This is a genomic window from Modicisalibacter radicis (assembly GCF_900961225.1).
Classification (GTDB): domain Bacteria; phylum Pseudomonadota; class Gammaproteobacteria; order Pseudomonadales; family Halomonadaceae; genus Modicisalibacter.
On the sequence record NZ_CAAHFN010000056.1, the window covers coordinates 45,222 to 61,455 of the forward strand.

The window sequence follows — 16,234 nt, forward strand, 5'->3', positions numbered from 1 at the left end:
CGTGGTTCGAAGAGGCGGTCAGAAGAAGGTCAGGCCGACCTGGAACAGCCGTTCCACGTCGCGGATGCGCCGCTTGTCGACCACGAACAGGATGACATGATCGCCGGATTCGACGACCACGTCGTCGTGGGCGATCAGCACTTCCTTGCCGCGCACCACCGCGCCGATGGTGGTGCCGGCGGGCAGGTCGATCTCGTCGATCGCCCGGCCGACCACCTTGGACGAGCGCGAGTCGCCGTGGGCGATCGCCTCGATCGCCTCGGCGGCGCCGCGGCGCAGCGAATGGACATTGACGATGTCGCCGCGCCGCACGTGGGTCAGCAGGCCGCCGATGGTCGCCTGCTGGGGCGAGATGGCGATGTCGATCTCGCCGCCCTGGACCAGGTCGACGTAGGCGGCGTTGTTGATCAGCGTCAGCACCTTCTTGGCGCCCAGGCGCTTGGCCAGCATCGACGACATGATGTTGACCTCGTCGTCGTTGGTCAGCGCGCAGAAGATGTCGCAGTCCTCGATGTTCTCCTCGATCAGCAGCCGCTTGCTGGTCGCGCTGCCATGCAGCACCACGGTGCGGTCGAGGCGCTCGGAGAGCATCGTGCAGCGCTCCAGGTCGTGCTCGATGATCTTGACCTGATGGCTGTGCTCGAGGTGCTCGGCGAGGCGCTGGCCGATGTTGCCGCCGCCGGCGATCAGCACCCGGCGGAAGTCTCGCTCGACCTTGCGCAGCTCGCTCATCACCGCGCGGATGTCCTTGCGCGCGGCGATGAAGAATACCTCGTCGTCGGCCTCGATGACCGTGTCGCCGCGCGGGATGATTGCCCGGTTGCGGCGATAGATCGCCGCCACGCGGGTATCGACGTTGGGCATGTGGCGGCGCAAGAAGCCCAGCTCCTGGCCGACCAGCGGGCCGCCGTAGTAGGCCTTGACCGCCACCAGCTGGACCTGGCCGCCGGCGAATTCGAGCACCTGCAGCGCGCCCGGATAGACGATCAGCCGACGGATGTGGTCGGTGACCACCTGCTCGGGGCTGATCAGCACGTCGACCGGCACCGCGTCGTTGGCGAACAGCCCCTTTCGGGTCAGGTAGGCGGCGGCGCGCACCCGGGCGATCTTGGTCGGGGTGCGGAACAGCGTATGCGCCACCTGACAGGCGACCATGTTGACTTCGTCGGAGTTGGTCACCGCGATCAGCATGTCGGCGTCTTCGCCGCCGGCCTGGCGCAGCACCATCGGATAGGAGGCGGGCCCGGTCACGGTGCGGATGTCCAGGCGGTTGTGCAATTCGCGCAGCCGCTCGGCGCTGGTATCGACCACCGTGATGTCGTTTTCCTCGTGAGCGAGGTGTTCGGCCAGCGTGCCACCCACCTGGCCGGCGCCCAGAATGATAATTTTCATCGTTGTCGGGTCCGCGTGCGCAAGGTCCGGGATTGGAGAAGAGCGCTCAACCGGATTCGCTCTAAAACGCGAGCAAGCATAAACCAGTCGGGCGGGGCGGGGACAGGGCCCGGTGGACCGGACCCGTTATTTCCACGCGAGCCTCACGGGCGCGTCACTCGGGCTCTGCAAGCGTGAAGCCGACCTTGACGGTGACCTGCCAGTGCATGATGCGGCCATGCTCGATGTGGCCACGGGTGTCGGTGACCTCGAACCAGCGCATGTCGTGAAGGCTCTCGTTGGCCCGGGCGATGGCCTGCTCCACGGCGTCCTCGATTCCCTTGGGCGAGGAGCCGGTGAGCTCGATGTGCTTGTAGACGTGGGTGGACATGGGCAACTCCTATGCCGGAATGTGAGCGAGTCCGCCTGCGTCGAGACGCGTGCGGACTCATCGCCAGTATAGAGGCTAGCCACGGGGGCCTGTCGACTCCTTGGCCAGCCGGGCGTAGAAGAAGCCGTCATGGCCGCCGGCCTGGGGCAACAGCTGGCGTCCGGCGCCGGCCGCGCGCCCCCAGTCGGTGTCGATCGGCGTCGCCCGGGCGTCCGCGGTGCGCGCCAGGAAGGCGTCGATCTGCGCGCTGTTCTCCTCGGGCAGCACCGAGCAGGTGGCGTAGAGCAGCGTGCCGCCCGGCGCGAGCGTCTTCCACAGGGCGTCGAGAAGGCGCGCCTGCTGGCCGGCGAGCGTGCGGATATCGCTGGGCCTGCGCAGGCGCTTGATGTCGGGGTGGCGGCGGATCACGCCGCTGCCCGAGCAGGGCGCGTCGAGCAGGATGGCGTCGAACGGCACGCCATCCCACCACGCGAGGTCGGCGGCATCGGCGTGGGCCAGCGTCGCCGTCAGGCCCAGGCGGGCGAGGGTGGCCTCGACGCGCGACAGCCGCTGGGCGTCGCTGTCGAGCGCGGTGAGTGCGATGTCGAAGGCCTCGAGCAGGTGGGCGCTCTTGCCGCCCGGCGCCGCGCAGGCGTCGAGCACCCGTGCGCCGGGGTGCGTATCGAGCTGCGGGGCAAGCAGCTCGGCGGTGAACTGGGCGGCCTCGTCCTGCACGCTGACATCGCCCTCAGCGAAGCCCGGCAATGCCTGGACATCGCAGGCCTCGTCGAGGGTCAGCGCCTGCCCGGCATGGGGGGCGGCATGGGCCGTGAATCCGGCCTCGGCGAGTCGCCCCCGGTAGGCCTCGCGGGCGGTGCGGCGACGGTTGACCCGCAGGGTCATCGGCCCCGGCTGATTGTTGGCCTCGGCGATCGCCCGCCAGTCGTCGGGCCAGGCCTGGCGCAGGGTCTTGAGGAGCCACGGCGGGTGCAGCAGCGCGACGCTCGGATCGCGATCGACCTTGGCCTGGAGCGCCTGGCTCTCGCGCTGGAAGCGCCGCAGGCAGCCGTTGAGCACGCGGGTCGCCCAGTCCTTGCCCAGCGACCGTGCGGCGCCGGTGGTTTCGCCGACCGCGGCGTGCGGCGGCACCCGCATGTAGAGCAGTTGATAGAGCCCCATCAGCAGCAGCGCCTGGACGTCCAGGTCGCGCCGCTTGAAGGGCTGGCGCAACAGCTCGCCGGACAGCGCCTCGAGGCGCGGTAGGGCGCGGCACACGCCGTAGCACAATGCCTTGGCGAAGCCGCGGTCGCGACTGGCGATACCCGCCGCGGCGAGGCCGCCGTCGAGATGGCCGAGCGAACCCTGGCCGTCGAGTACCGGTACCAGCAGGCGCGCGGCGGTGGCGCGAACATCGGGCTGGCTCATGCGTTGGGTCCCTCCCGGGTCAGCCGCTTGCCGGGCGTGAACCGCTCGCCGCGGGCGTTGAGCAGGTCGCGCACGTCAAGCGGTTTGCCGCCCGGCAACTGGGCACGGGTCACCCGCAACACCTCGCGGCCTTCGCCGCCGCAGGCGATGCGCAGTGCGTCGCCATCGGACTCGAGCAGGGTGCCGGGCGTGGCGGTGGCGCGTTGCTCGCCGGCCTCGGATTCGGCGAACCACAGCCGCAGCGGGGCATCGTCGAGCGTCGTCCAGGCCACCGGCCAGGGGTTGAAGGCGCGAATCCTGGCGGCCAGTTCCACGGCCGGGCGGGCGAAGTCCAGCGCCGCCTCGGACTTGGACAGTTTGGCGGCGTAGGTCGCCCCGGTGCCGGGTTGCGGCGTGGCGGTCAGCCCCGGTCCGGCCAGCGCGTCGAGGGCGCTGACGATCGATTCGCCGCCCAGCGCCGCCAGTCGGTCGTGAAGTGCGCCGCCGGTGGTGGTGGCGTCGATCGCTGTCTCGCGGGTCATCAGCATGTCGCCGGTGTCGAGTCCGGCATCCATCTGCATGATGGTCACGCCAGTCAGCGCGTCGCCGGCCTCGATGGCGCGCTGGATCGGCGCCGCGCCGCGCCAGCGCGGCAGCAGCGAGGCGTGGACGTTGAGGCAGCCGAGCCGCGGGGCGTCGAGCACCGCCTGCGGCAACAGCAGGCCGTAGGCGACCACCACCATCACATCCGCCTGGTAGGCGGCGAGTTCGCGCTGGGCCTCGGGGTCCTTGAGGCTTCGCGGCTGGTGGACCGGCAGCCGGTGCTGCTGGGCCAGTGCCTTGACCGGGCTGGGCGTGAGCTTGCGGCCGCGACCGGCGGGGCGGTCGGGCTGGGTGTACACGGCGAGCAATTGATGCTGACTGGCGAGCAACGCTTGCAGGCTGTGCGCGGCGAAGTCGGGGGTGCCGGCGAAGATCACGCGCAACGGTCGGGTCATCGAAAGAGCCTTGCTGACGGGGAACGCCGCCATGGTAGCGGATCGCCCCCGGAACGAAAAACGCCGGCGACCCCTCAAGGGCCCCCGGCGCTCGCGAAATACGGCGGCGGTGTCAGGCCATCTGCTTGTGGCGTTTCTGCATCTTCTTCATGATCCGGTCGCGTTTGAGCGGCGACAGGTAATCGACGAACAGCCGACCTTCCAGGTGGTCGCACTCGTGCTGGATGCAGTGCGCCAGCAGTCCGTCCGCCTCGAGTTCGTAGGGCTCGCCGTGGCGATCCAGCGCCTTGAGACGCACGCGCAGGGCGCGCGGGACCTCGGCATAGAACTCGGGGATAGACAGGCAACCTTCCTGCATCGGCTCGCGCTCGTCGTCGAGCGGTGCGTACTCGGGATTGATCAGGACCAGCGGCCGGGAGTGGTCGTCGCTGACATCCATGACGATGACGCGACGATGCTGGTCGACCTGGGTCGCCGCCAGGCCGATGCCTTGTGCGTCGTACATGGTTTCGAGCATGTCGTCGACCAGGGTGCGCACCTCGTCGTCGACTTCGGCGACCGGCGCAGCCTTGGTGCGCAGGCGCTCGTCGGGGAATTCGAGGATCTCTAGCTTGGCCATGGCGTTGAAAATACCGTTTCGGGTTAAGCAGGAATATGTACCGTATTGTAGGACGCGGTAGCATGGAACGGAACCATGTCCGGGATATCGCCATGATAGTTCAAGCCTATGTACGGCATTGACGATAATGCCTGGACATGCCGGCCGCATGCCACCTCGGCCAGGGGCGGCGTGACGCAATACCGCTCGATACCAGAATAACGAGGCGCAGGGGATGAGTGAACACACTGCCGGCGAATGCCGGCGCTGGCTGGCGGCCTGGGGCCTGGTCCTGGGTGCCGCGCTCGGCGGATTGCTGCCGTGCGGGGCTCTCGCGGCCGCGACGTTGCGCGACGATGCGCCGAACCGCTACACCGTGTCGTCCGGGGACACCCTGTGGGACATCGCCGGGCGCTTTCTCGACCACCCCTGGCAATGGTCCGAGGTGTGGGACGGCAATCCGCAGATCGACGACCCGCACTGGATCTATCCCGGCGACACGATCTACCTCTACCATGAAAACGGCCAGCCGCGGCTGGGCCTGGAGCCCGGTCGGGGCGATGTCGTGCGGCTGTCGCCGAAGGTCCGCGAGGTGCCGCGTCGCGAGGCGATACCGCCGCTGCCGCTGGAAAGCGTGCAGCGTTTCCTCGAGGCCAACCGTATCGTCGGTCCGGGCGAACTCGACGAGGCCGCCTACGTGATCGCCGGCGACGATAGACGCTTCATCAGCGGCGCCGGCGATCGCCTCTACGTACGCGGCGAACTGCCCCCCGGCGAGCGCTTCGGCATCTATCGCCGCGGCCAGCGTTACGTCGACCCCGACAGCGGCGAGTTCCTCGGTCTCGAACTTGAAACCCTCGGCGAAGCCCGGCTGTTGCGTCGCGACGGCGACGTTTCGCTGCTGCGGGTCACCGCATCGCGCCAGGAGATTCGCCAGGGCGACCGGCTGCTGGCCCAGGAATCGCTGCCGGTGACGCCGACCTTCCAGCCCCACGCCCCGGGGCGCCCGCTCGAAGGCCGGATCCTGTCGGTACCGGGCGGCGTGCAGTTCATCGGCCGGCTGGATGTGGTGGCGCTCGATCTCGGCCAGCGTGACGGCCTGAGCCGCGGCGCGGTGCTGGCCGTCGAGCAGCAGGGCGAGACGGTCACCGATCCGCAGACCGGCGAACCGGTGCAACTGCCCGGCGAGGACGCCGGCTGGCTGATGGTGTTCCGGCTCTACGATCGGGTCAGTTACGCGCTGGTGATGCACGCCACGCGCAGTCTGGCGATCGGCGATCGGGTCCATGCGCCGCGCGCCGACGACCTGCTTGCCGGGGCGGCGCGGCGGCCATGACGGGCGCACTGGAAACCGCACTGGCACTGGCTCACCTGCCGGGACTGGGGCCGCGTCGGTTGGCCGAACTGCGAGGCCAGGCACCCGACTGGCCGCAGGGCTGGCTGGCGGTGCTGCCGGCGGCGCCGCGCGATGCCCTGCGGCTATGGCTCGACCACCCGTCGCGCAGCCCGCTGTCGGCGCGCATCGAAGGCGCCCTGGAGTGGCAGGCCGCGGCGTCCGACCGCCATCTGCTCTACCCCGGGCACGCCGCCTGGCCGGCCCTGCTCGACGAGCTTCCCGACCCGCCGCCGCTGCTGTGGGCGGTCGGCGATCTCGCCGCGTTCGCGGCCCCGGGGCTGGCGATCGTCGGTACCCGGCGGCCGACCCGCGAGGGTCTCGGCAACGCCGCGCGCTTCGCCGGCGAGCTGGCCACCGCCGGGCTGTGCGTGATCAGCGGCATGGCCCTGGGCATCGACGGCCGCGCCCATCAGGCCGCGCTCGATGCGCGGGGCCGCAGCATCGGCGTGCTGGGCTGCGGCATCGACGTCAACTACCCGGCGCGCCACGCCGGACTCTATCGGCGCATGCGCGGCGAGGGCGGGCTGCTGCTCAGCGAGCACGCCCCGGGCACCCGCGCCAATCCGGCGTTCTTTCCGCGCCGCAACCGGCTGATCACCGGCTTGTCGCTGGGCGTGCTGGTAATCGAGGCGGCCGAGAGGAGCGGCTCGCTGATCAGCGCGCGGCTGGCGGCCGAACAGAACCGCGACGTGTTCGCGCTGCCCGGTTCGCTCGACAACCCCCAGGCCCGGGGCTGCCTGTCGCTGCTCAAGCAGGGCGCGACGCTGGTCAGCGAGCTCGACGATATCCTCCTCGAACTCGGTCACTGGGCACCGGCCGGCGGCTCGCCCGCCGCCGAGCCAGCTCCGGCGGCGCCGGGTGGCGACGTGCTGCTCGACCTGCTCAGCAGCTCGCCGACGCCGCTCGATCTGCTGATCGAGCTCTCCGGCAAGGACTTCGGCTTCTGCCAGCAGCGCCTGCTCGAACTCGAGCTCGAGGGCCGGGTGACCCAGGCGCCGGGTGGCTGGGTGCGGTGCTGACCGACGGCAAGCGACCCGCTGCGTCGCGGCTGCCGGGCGAAGCCGCTGCATGCTAGACTAGGCCGCGTTCTCAGCGTGTGTCGGAGCCCTGCCGGATGTACTCAGCCGCGACCCTGCAAACCGCCGTCGTTCACCTGCGTGAAGGCGGGCTGATCGCCTATCCCACCGAGGCGGTATGGGGGCTGGGCTGTGACCCCGACGACCCGGCCGCGCTCGCCCAACTGCTCGCGCTCAAGCAGCGCGATCCCGCCAAGGGGCTGATCCTGATCGCCGCGTCCATGGTCCAGCTCGAGCCCTGGCTGGAAGGGCTCGAGGCGCCGCTGCGCCAGCGGCTGGCCGACAGCTGGCCGGGGCCGCTGACCTGGCTGGTGCCCGATAACGGCCGTTCGCTGCCACTGTTGCGCGGCGATCATGACCGGGTCGCCGTGCGGGTCAGCGATCACCCCGGGGTGATCGCGCTGTGCAGCGCCTTCGGCGGGCCGCTGGTGTCGACCTCGGCCAACCGCGCCGGCGAGCCCCCGGCCCGCGACGTTGCCACCGTGCGCAGCTACTTCGGCGATGCGGTGGCGATCCTCGACGGCTCGCTGGGCGGGCATCCTCGCCCCAGCCGTATCCGCGACCTGCGCAGCGGCGAGTGGCTGCGCGAATGAGCGTACCGCCTCGTCAAACGATCAAAGGAGATCCGCGTGTCCCACCCCCATCTCGACACCGTCAAGCGCTACCTGCTCGAGCTGCAGGATAACCTGTGTCAGGCGCTGGCCGCCGAAGACGCTGACGGCGTGTTCCGGGAGGATGCCTGGGAGCGCGCCGACGGCGGTGGCGGCCGCTCGCGGGTGATCGAGAACGGTGCCGTTTTCGAGAAGGGCGGGGTCAATTTCTCCCACGTCCATGGTGCCACCCTGCCACCCTCGGCGAGTGCCGCGCGCCCTGAGCTTGCCGGACGCAGCTTTCATGCCGTCGGCGTCTCCTGGGTCCTGCATCCGCGCAACCCCCATGTGCCCACCAGTCACGGCAACGTGCGCTTCTTCATTGCCGAGAAGCCCGACGAGGAGCCGGTCTGGTGGTTCGGCGGCGGCTACGACCTGACCCCCTTCTATCCGGTACACGACGACGTGCTGCACTGGCATCGTGTGGCGCGGGACGCCTGCCGGCCGTTCGGCGACGACGTCTACCCGCGCTTCAAGCGTTGGTGCGACGCGTATTTCTACCTCAAGCACCGCGACGAGACCCGCGGCGTCGGCGGGCTGTTCTTCGACGATCTCAACGAGTGGGATTTCGAGACCTGTTTCGGCTTCCAGCGTGCGGTAGGCGACAGCTTCCTCGAGGCCTACCTGCCGATCGTCCGCAGGCGGCGCGACGACGCCTACAGCGAGCGCGAGCGCGCCTTCCAGCTCTACCGGCGCGGGCGCTACGTCGAGTTCAACCTGGTCTGGGACCGCGGCACGCTGTTCGGCCTGCAGAGCGGCGGGCGAACCGAGTCGATCCTGATGTCGATGCCGCCGGTGGTCGAATGGCACTACGGCTGGACGCCGGAACCCGGCAGCGCCGAGGAAACGCTCTACCGCGACTATCTGCGTCCGCGTGACTGGCTCGATGAAGAGGAGGACGCGTCATGAGCGATCGCTACTGCGTGTTCGGCCACCCGGTGGGGCATTCCAGGTCGCCGCAGATCCACGCCGCCTTCGCCGAGCAGACCGGCCAGGCGCTGAGCTACCAGGCCATCGAGGCGCCGCTCGACGACTTCGCCGGCGCCTGGCGCGATTTCGTCGCCGCCGGTGGACGCGGCGCCAACGTCACGGTGCCGTTCAAGGAGGACGCCTGGCGCCTGGCCGATGCGCTGAGTCCCCGCGCGCGGCGCGCCGGTGCCGTGAATACACTGCTGCTCGACGAAGACGGCGGGCTGCACGGCGACACCACCGACGGTGTGGGGCTGGTCAGCGATCTGCGCGCCCATGCCGCGCCGCTCGAAGGAGCGCGAATCCTGGTGCTGGGCGCCGGCGGCGCGGTGCGCGGGGTACTCGAGCCGCTGCTGGCGTCCGGCCCCGCGCGGCTGGTGATCGCCAATCGCACCGCGGGCAAGGCACGCCAGTTGGCCGAGGACTTCGCCGACCTGGGAGCGATCACCGGCGACGGCTTCGACGGGATCACGGGCCCCTTCGATCTGGTGATCAACGGCACCAGCGCCAGCCTGGCCGGCGATCTGCCGCCACTGCCCGATGCGCTGTTTGCGGAAGGCGGGCTGGCCTACGACATGATGTACGGCGCCGAGCCGACGGTGTACCTGCGTTGGGCCGCCGAGCGCGGCGCGCGCACCGTCGACGGCCTGGGCATGCTGATCGAGCAGGCGGCGGAATCGTTCTGGTTATGGCGCGGCGTCCGGCCGGACACCGCGGCGGTGCGCGAGCGGCTGCGCCGCTCGCTGTGAGGGGACGTGCGGGTCGAACCGCTCAGCCCGGGCGCTGGCAACTCGGCGTGCGGCCGTCGGCCCGGGCCTGCTGGTAGGCGGCGAGCGCTCGATCCATCTGCCCCTGCAGCCCGTCGATGCGCTGGCCGTGGCTGGGGTGAGTCGACATCCACACCGGCGGCTGGCCCTGACTGTTGGCCGACATGTTCTGCCATAGCTCGACGCTCGCCCGTGGGTCGAAGCCGGCCTGGGCCATCAGCTCGAGCCCCAGGCCATCGGCTTCGCTCTCCTGCTTGCGCGAGAAGGGCTTGATGATGCCGTACTCGGCGCCCATGCCGAGCAGCCCCATCAACTGCTGGCCACCCTGGCTTTCGATGCCGGCGGCCGATTGCAGCACCGACAGCCCGGTCTGGGTCGCCGCCTGGGTCGAGACCCGCTCGTTGGCGTGATGGGCGAGCACGTGAGCCACCTCGTGGCCGATCACGGTGGCCAGCTGGTCCTGGTTCTCGGCGACGTCGAGCAGCCCGGTGTTGACGCCGATATGCCCGCCGGGCAGGGCGAAGGCGTTGGCCGAGTCATCCTTGAAGACCTTCACCTCCCAGCTTTCACCAATGTCAGCGGCCCGGGTAATGGCCTGGGCGACGCACTGCACGTAGTCGGCCGTCTGACCGCCGACCGTGGGCAGTTGCTGCTGGTACTGGGCGAAGCTCTGCTCGCCCATCTGATCGATCTCCTCGTCGGAGAACAGGGTCAGTTGCGAGCGCCCGGTCGGGGTCTGGCTGCAGGCGGCGAGGGTGAGTACCAGCGCCCCCACGGCGCCACGGGTCTTCCATTGCATCGGCTTGTCGCTCCTTGCTGGATGCCGCGCGGTCGGCATCGCGATTGCGTGGGCCGCGGCGTGGTGGACCGCGACGCTGATCGGCTCCAAGATACCCCGTTGCGCCGGTGGGTCAACCGGGATGCACCTATCGGGGACGAGTTCCCTCCCGCCGGCCTAGGTTCGGGTTTTCGCGGGAGCAAGTCCAGCCACCATGAATAGTGACAGAGGAGATAGCCTGAATGGATGCCGAACTGGCCCAGCGCCTGCATCGCTTGCTCGATCGGGTCGAGGAGGCCCTGCCGCCGCCGGCCCCGGCGGTCGACTGGGAGCGCGACATCGCCGCGCTGTGGCAGCGCAACGCACTGGGCGGCCAGTTGATTCCGGTCGCCACCCGCGATGATGTCCGGCTCGACGACCTGATCGGCGTCGAACGTCAGAAGCAGGCGCTGCTGGCCAATACCCGGGCGTTCCTGCGCGGCCGACCGGCCAACCACGCGCTGCTGTGGGGGGCGCGCGGCAGCGGCAAGTCGTCGCTGGTGCGGGCGCTGCTCAACAGCCTGGCCGGCGAGGGGTTGCGGCTGATCCAGGTCGACCGCCACGACCTGATCGGCCTGCCGGCGATGGTCCAGCGGCTGCGCGATACCCGCCATCGTTTCGTGGTGTACTGCGACGATCTGTCGTTCGAGGGCCACGACGACGCCTACAAGGCGCTCAAGAGCGTGCTCGACGGCACCCTCACCGGGCCGCCGGAAAACGTGCTGCTGTATGCCACGTCGAACCGCCGCCATCTGCTGCCCGAGGCGATCGGCGACAACGATGCCTCGCGGCTGGTCGACGGTGAGCTGCATCACGGCGACGCCGTCGAGGAGAAGATCTCGCTGTCGGATCGCTTCGGCCTGTGGCTGGCGTTCCACCCGTTCAACCAGGACAGCTATCTCGAGGCCTGCCGCCACTGGGTGGCGCATCTCGCCGACGAGACGCACTGGAACGAGGATGCGCGGGCCGAGGCGATCCGCTACGCCACGCTGCGCGGGGTGCGCAGCGGGCGTGCCGCCTGGCAGTTCGCGTGTTACTGGGTGGGCAGCGCCCCGGATCGCTGAGCCGGGGTGGGGCGTCGCTCAGCGGCGGTTCTTGCGCGCCTCGCGGCTGCGCCCCAGCTCGCGCTTCTTGGCCTTCTCGCGATCGCTGGCGCCGGCGTCGGGATCGTAGGGATTGTCGCCGGAGCGGAACTCGAAGCGGATCGGCGTGCCGCGCACCTTGAGCACCTTGCGGAAGGTGTTGGTCAGGTAGCGCTTGTAGGCTTCCGGCAAGGCCTGGGTCTGGTTGCCGTGGACGACGATGATCGGCGGGTTGCTGCCGCCCTGGTGGGCCATGCGCAGCTTGATGCGCCGGCCGTGGACCAGCGGTGGCTGGTGCTCGCTGACCGCGTCCTGCAGCAGGGTGGTGAGGCGGTTGGTCGACCAGTGGGCGGTGGCGGCCTTGAAGGCGCGCTCGATCGACGGGTAGAGGTCGCCCACCGCGGTACCGTGCAGCGCCGAGATGAAGTGCAGGTCGGCATAGTCGGCGAAGCCCAGCCGGCGCTTGATCTCGCTGCGCATCTTTTCGCGCTGTTCGCTCTCCAGGCCGTCCCACTTGTTGACCGCCAGCACCAGCGCACGCCCTGAGTTGAGCACGTAGTCGAGCAGGTGCATGTCCTGCTCGACCAGGCCGTTGCGGGCGTCGAGCACCATCACCGCGACGTGGCACTCCTTGATCGCGTCCAGCGTCTTGATGATCGAGAACTTCTCGGCGGTCAGGCTGACGTTCTTGCGCCGCCGCACCCCGGCGGTGTCGACCAGCACATAGCGCCGGCCGCGCCGCTCGAAGGGGATCTCGATGGCGTCGCGGGTGGTGCCGGCTTCGTCGAACACCACCACGCGTTCCTCGCCGAGCAGCCGGTTGACCAGCGTCGACTTGCCGACGTTGGGCCGGCCGATCACGCCGATGCGGATACCGCGCTCGGCGTCGGGCGGCGGCGCCATCTCGTCGCGCTCGGGGAAGGGCGCGAGCACCTCGTCGATCAGCGTGGTCACGTTGCGGCCGTGGCTGGCGGCGATCGGGTGCGGGTCGCCCAGGCCCAGCGTCCAGAACTCGGCCATCGCCGAATGTTCCTCGAGACCATCGGTCTTGTTGACCACCAGCCAGGTCTTCTTCTGATTGACCCGCAGGTGGTTGGCGATCGCCTCGTCGGCGGGAATCAGCCCGCTGCGCGCGTCGACCATGAACAGCACGATGTCGGCCTCGTCGATGGCCAGCAGCGACTGTTCGGCCATGGCGGCGTCGATGCCCTGTTCGTCGCCGCTGATGCCGCCGGTGTCGATGACGGTGTATTCCTTGCCGCCGAGCTGGCCGTTGCCGTACTTGCGGTCGCGGGTCAGGCCGGGAAAATCGGCCACCAGCGCATCGCGTGAGCGGGTCAGACGATTGAATAGGGTCGATTTGCCGACGTTGGGCCGGCCGACCAGGGCGATCACGGGATTCATGGGTGCCGAAGCTCAGAAATAGGTCAGGAATGGAGGGCAGCTATGCCAGGGGCGCGATTCTATCATCGCCGGTGCCCCGACGCCCACTCATTGCGAGGCGGGCGGAAAGCCGGCGGGCCGGGGCGGCCCGCCGGGCTGACGGTTCAGTCGCTGGTGCCTTCGTCCAGGCGATAGGCGACGAGATCGCCGTCGTCGTCCATCACGTAAAGGCGTCGATCGTCGGCGAGCGGGGTCAGGCTGATCGCCGTGCCGAGCTCGCTGCGCCCCACCAGTTCGCCGCTTTCGGCGTCGAGCAGGTGAACGTAACCCTCGAAGTCGCCTACCGCGATATGGCCGTCGATGAAGGTCGGCGAGGTCAGGCTGCGTCCCTCGAGGGCGTCGGCTTCCCACATCACGCGGCCTGAGGCGGCATCCAGCGCCATCACGTGGCTGTCTTCGTTGACCGTGAACAGGAAGTCGCCGACCCGGATGGGGGTCAGGTAGCTCGACGCCTCGCGCTCCCAGACGATCTCGCCGGTAGTCGCCTCGAGCGCCAGCAGGCGGCCGTTGTAGCTGGTCACGTAGAGGCGGCCGTCGCGGGTCAGCAGCGGCTGGCCGTCGAGGTCGACCAGCCTGTCCACCTCGGTGCGCCCGGTGGGTACGGCGACGCGCATGTCCCACAGCGGCTGGCCGCTACGGTTGTCGAGCGTCACCAGGCGGCCGTTGGCGAAGCCGGCGAAGCTGACCTGGTTGATTACCCGCGGTGTGCCGGTGCCGCGCAGGGTCAGCGCCGGCTGGCTGCTGGTGTAGACCCAGCGCTCCTCGCCGCTGGCGCGATCGAGCGCGGTCACCGCGCCGTCGACGCTCTGCACCACCAGCAGTTCGCTGTTGGGCTGCGGCGCGGCGAGCACCTCGCTGGACACCCGCGAGCGCCAGGCGATCGAGCCGTCCTCCTGATCGAGGGCCAGCACTTCGCCGTTGCGGGTGCCCAGGTAGATCCGCCCGGCCACCGCGGTGAGGCCGCTGGAGACCGGGGTGTCGAGCTCGATCTGCCACAGCGTCTCGCCGCTTTCGCTGTCGATGGCGCGCAGCAGGCCCGACTGGTCGGCGGCGAACAGCCGGTCGTCGTCCAGCGCCGGGGTGATCGGGTAGCGGGCCACGCCCAGGCCGTCGCCGACATCCTGGCTCCAGTCGCGGGTCAGCTCGACCTGCCTGTCGATGTCGGTCAGCGGCTTGGGGGGATACTGCGGTTCGACATTGCCGGTGCAGCCCGCCAGGAGCGCCAGTACCAGGCTGGGGGCGAGCAGTTGAGCGAGTTTCATAGGGTGGCGTCCTCCGCACCGAGATTGTCGAGCTTGAGCTGCACGCCGTAGACCGGTTGCTCGGACTCGCGGGACAGCGTGAGTGCCTGCTGGTAGGCGTCGCGGGCGTCGTCTTCGCGGTTCAGCGCGACCAGCGCATCGCCGCGGGTCACCGCCCGTTGCGCGGCCAGACCCTCGGGTATGCCGGCCTCGAGGGTGCCGAGCGCCGTCTCGGGCTGGTCGTCGGCGAGCTGGATGCGGGCCAGGCGCAGACGCGCCAGGCCCTTGAGATAGCCGTCGGCGTCGCCGTCGATGACCTGCTGCAGGGCCTGGCTGGCGCCGGCATGGTCGCCGGCGGCGATCTCCAGGCGGGCCTGGATCAGCGTCGCGAGCTCGGCATAGCGGGTGCCGCTGTATTCGTTGACGAGGGTATCGACCAGGTCGTCGGCCTGGCTGATGGCGTCGTCGCCGAGTTGCTGTTGGCCGGCCAGCGCAATCAGCTGCTGATAGTGCGCCGAGGCCGCCTCGGCCTGCGAGTCCTGATAGCTCTGCCAGGCCTTCCAGCCGAACACGCCGGCCGCGGCGACGACCACGCCGATGATCAGCGAGGTGCCGTTGCTCTTCCACCAGCGCTTGATCGCATCAAGCTGTTCTTCTTCACTTCTAAGCTCCGCCACGGGCGGTCTCCTTTGCTATGCAACCGAGTCTGGGCATCCGCGATGCAGACCTCCGGGGTGCGGCGCATCGCGCCGCGGGATTCAGTCGAGCAGCTCGGCCAGTCGCTCGATGGCGGCCTGCTGGGGCAGGGTCTCCTGGTCGCGCTCCTCGCGCAGGAACTTGATGCCCAGCAGGCCCTGGTCGGCCTCGTCGTCGCCGAGAACCAGCGCCAGCCGCGCGCCGCTCTTGTCGGCCTTCTTGATCTGGCTCTTGAAGCCGCCGCCGCCGCAGTGGACCTGCAGGGTTAGCCCGGGCAGCGCGTCACGCAGCCGCTCGCCGAGCAGCAGCGCGGCATGTTCGGCGCGCTCGCCCATCGCCAGCAGGTAGGCGTCGGGGCCGCGCCGGCTCTCGTCGGGCACCAGGTCGAGGGTCTCGAGCAGCAGGATCAGCCGCTCGATGCCCATCGCGAAGCCCACCGCCGGGGTCGGCTTGCCGCCCAGCTGCTCGACCAGGCCGTCGTAGCGGCCACCGGCGCAGACCGTGCCCTGGCTACCCAGCGCTTCGGTGGTCCACTCGAACACGGTGCGGCTGTAATAGTCCAGGCCGCGAACCAGGCGCGGGTTGATGCGGTAGGCGATGCCCGCGGCATCGAGGCGCGCAGTGAGTGTCTCGAAGTGCACCCGGGACTCTTCGTCCAGGTGATCGAGCAGTTGCGGCGCGGCCTCGAGCATCTCGGCCATGGCGGGATTCTTGGAGTCGAGGATGCGCAGCGGGTTGCTGTTCAGGCGACGACGGGAATCCTCGTCGAGGACCTCGAGATGCTGCTCGAAATACGCGACCAGCCGCTCGCGGTAGGCGGCTCGCGCCTCGGGCGAACCCAGCGAGTTGAGCTCGAGGGTGACGTGTTCGTACAGCCCGAGCTGCTTCCACAGCCGTGCCGAGAGCAGGATCACCTCGAGGTCGATGTCCGGGCCATCCATGCCGTAGGCCTCGATACCCACCTGATGGAACTGGCGGTAGCGGCCCTTCTGCGGGCGCTCGTGGCGGAACATCGGGCCCTGGTACCAGAGCCGCTGGGTCTGGTTGTAGAGCAGGCCGTGCTCCATGGCGGCGCGCACGCAGGCGGCGGTGCCCTCGGGACGCAGCGTCAGGCTGTCGCCGTTGCGGTCCTCGAAGGTGTACATCTCCTTCTCGACGATATCGGTCACCTCGCCGATCGAGCGCGCGAACAGCGCGGTCTGCTCGAGGATCGGGGTGCGGATCTCGCGATAGCCGTAACGCTGCATCAGCGTCCTGACCTGACCCTCGAAGTATTGCCACAGCGGCGACTGCTCGGGCAACAGGTCGTTCATGCCACGGATGGCCTGGATCTTCTTGCTCAACGGGATTTGCTCC

At 69.5% G+C, this 16,234-nt stretch carries 16 protein-coding genes; 6 read left to right on the forward strand and 10 right to left on the reverse strand.

What is annotated here, in order from left to right; translation table 11 throughout:
* Positions 1-18 precede the first annotated feature (18 nt).
* The 5 genes from trkA to def all read right to left on the reverse strand — a co-directional run bounded on the left by trkA (position 19) and on the right by def (position 4,762).
* Positions 19-1,392: a Trk system potassium transporter TrkA gene (gene trkA / locus HR9077_RS08215; protein WP_136066528.1), complete on the reverse strand. Its 1,374-nt coding sequence runs from the start codon at positions 1,390-1,392 to the stop codon at positions 19-21.
* Positions 1,393-1,546: 154 nt separating this feature from the next.
* Positions 1,547-1,762 (reverse strand): dodecin, encoded by a 216-nt coding sequence (locus tag HR9077_RS08220; protein WP_136066529.1) that lies wholly within the window; start codon positions 1,760-1,762, stop codon positions 1,547-1,549.
* Positions 1,763-1,837: 75 nt separating this feature from the next.
* Positions 1,838-3,166 (reverse strand): 16S rRNA (cytosine(967)-C(5))-methyltransferase RsmB, encoded by a 1,329-nt coding sequence (gene rsmB / locus HR9077_RS08225; RefSeq protein WP_136066530.1) that lies wholly within the window; start codon positions 3,164-3,166, stop codon positions 1,838-1,840.
* The gene (gene fmt, locus HR9077_RS08230) at positions 3,163-4,143 is read right to left on the reverse strand and encodes a methionyl-tRNA formyltransferase (protein ID WP_136066531.1); all 981 of its coding nucleotides are present in this window, start codon (positions 4,141-4,143) and stop codon (positions 3,163-3,165) included. Before fmt ends, rsmB begins: the two co-directional genes overlap by 4 nt.
* A 112-nt stretch (positions 4,144-4,255) precedes the next feature.
* Positions 4,256-4,762 carry a peptide deformylase gene (gene def, locus HR9077_RS08235; RefSeq protein ID WP_136066532.1) on the reverse strand — a complete coding sequence of 169 codons (507 nt, stop codon included), beginning with the start codon at positions 4,760-4,762 and terminating at the stop codon, positions 4,256-4,258.
* Positions 4,763-4,976: 214 nt separating this feature from the next.
* Between def and HR9077_RS08240 the strand changes: the two genes are divergently transcribed.
* From HR9077_RS08240 to aroE, 5 genes are all read left to right on the forward strand, one after another.
* Positions 4,977-6,077 (forward strand): LysM peptidoglycan-binding domain-containing protein, encoded by a 1,101-nt coding sequence (locus HR9077_RS08240; protein ID WP_136066533.1) that lies wholly within the window; start codon positions 4,977-4,979, stop codon positions 6,075-6,077.
* Positions 6,074-7,156 carry a DNA-processing protein DprA gene (gene dprA, locus HR9077_RS08245; protein ID WP_136066534.1) on the forward strand — a complete coding sequence of 361 codons (1,083 nt, stop codon included), beginning with the start codon at positions 6,074-6,076 and terminating at the stop codon, positions 7,154-7,156. The genes HR9077_RS08240 and dprA overlap by 4 nt, the downstream gene beginning before the upstream one ends.
* Positions 7,157-7,251: 95 nt before the next feature.
* Positions 7,252-7,806, forward strand: a complete 555-nt coding sequence (locus HR9077_RS08250; protein ID WP_136066535.1) for an L-threonylcarbamoyladenylate synthase — start codon at positions 7,252-7,254, stop codon at positions 7,804-7,806.
* Between the two features lie 36 nt (positions 7,807-7,842).
* Positions 7,843-8,772 (forward strand): oxygen-dependent coproporphyrinogen oxidase, encoded by a 930-nt coding sequence (gene hemF, locus HR9077_RS08255; protein WP_136066536.1) that lies wholly within the window; start codon positions 7,843-7,845, stop codon positions 8,770-8,772.
* Positions 8,769-9,581, forward strand: coding sequence for a shikimate dehydrogenase (gene aroE / locus HR9077_RS08260; RefSeq protein WP_136066537.1), 813 nt, complete (start codon positions 8,769-8,771; stop codon positions 9,579-9,581). Before hemF ends, aroE begins: the two co-directional genes overlap by 4 nt.
* A gap of 22 nt (positions 9,582-9,603) precedes the next feature.
* Here aroE and HR9077_RS08265 read toward each other — a convergent pair whose 3' ends face one another.
* On the reverse strand, positions 9,604-10,398 hold the full coding sequence (locus HR9077_RS08265) for a M48 family metallopeptidase (RefSeq protein WP_136066538.1): 795 nt from the start codon (positions 10,396-10,398) through the stop codon (positions 9,604-9,606).
* Between the two features lie 221 nt (positions 10,399-10,619).
* Here HR9077_RS08265 and HR9077_RS08270 point away from each other — a divergent pair, with 221 nt between their 5' ends.
* The gene (locus HR9077_RS08270; RefSeq protein WP_136066539.1) at positions 10,620-11,480 is read left to right on the forward strand and encodes an ATP-binding protein; all 861 of its coding nucleotides are present in this window, start codon (positions 10,620-10,622) and stop codon (positions 11,478-11,480) included.
* Positions 11,481-11,498: 18 nt separating this feature from the next.
* Here the strand turns inward: HR9077_RS08270 and der are convergent, their stop codons facing one another.
* From der to hisS, 4 genes are all read right to left on the reverse strand, one after another.
* Entirely contained in the window at positions 11,499-12,902 is a 1,404-nt protein-coding gene (gene der, locus HR9077_RS08275; protein WP_136066540.1) for a ribosome biogenesis GTPase Der, read from the reverse strand.
* Positions 12,903-13,045: 143 nt separating this feature from the next.
* On the reverse strand, positions 13,046-14,203 hold the full coding sequence (gene bamB / locus HR9077_RS08280; protein WP_136066541.1) for an outer membrane protein assembly factor BamB: 1,158 nt from the start codon (positions 14,201-14,203) through the stop codon (positions 13,046-13,048).
* Complete coding sequence (locus HR9077_RS08285) at positions 14,200-14,859, reverse strand: YfgM family protein (protein ID WP_136066542.1); 660 nt, start codon at positions 14,857-14,859, stop codon at positions 14,200-14,202. Before HR9077_RS08285 ends, bamB begins: the two co-directional genes overlap by 4 nt.
* Before the next feature lie 81 nt (positions 14,860-14,940).
* Positions 14,941-16,221 carry a histidine--tRNA ligase gene (gene hisS, locus HR9077_RS08290; RefSeq protein ID WP_136066543.1) on the reverse strand — a complete coding sequence of 427 codons (1,281 nt, stop codon included), beginning with the start codon at positions 16,219-16,221 and terminating at the stop codon, positions 14,941-14,943.
* Positions 16,222-16,234: the final 13 nt, after the last annotated feature.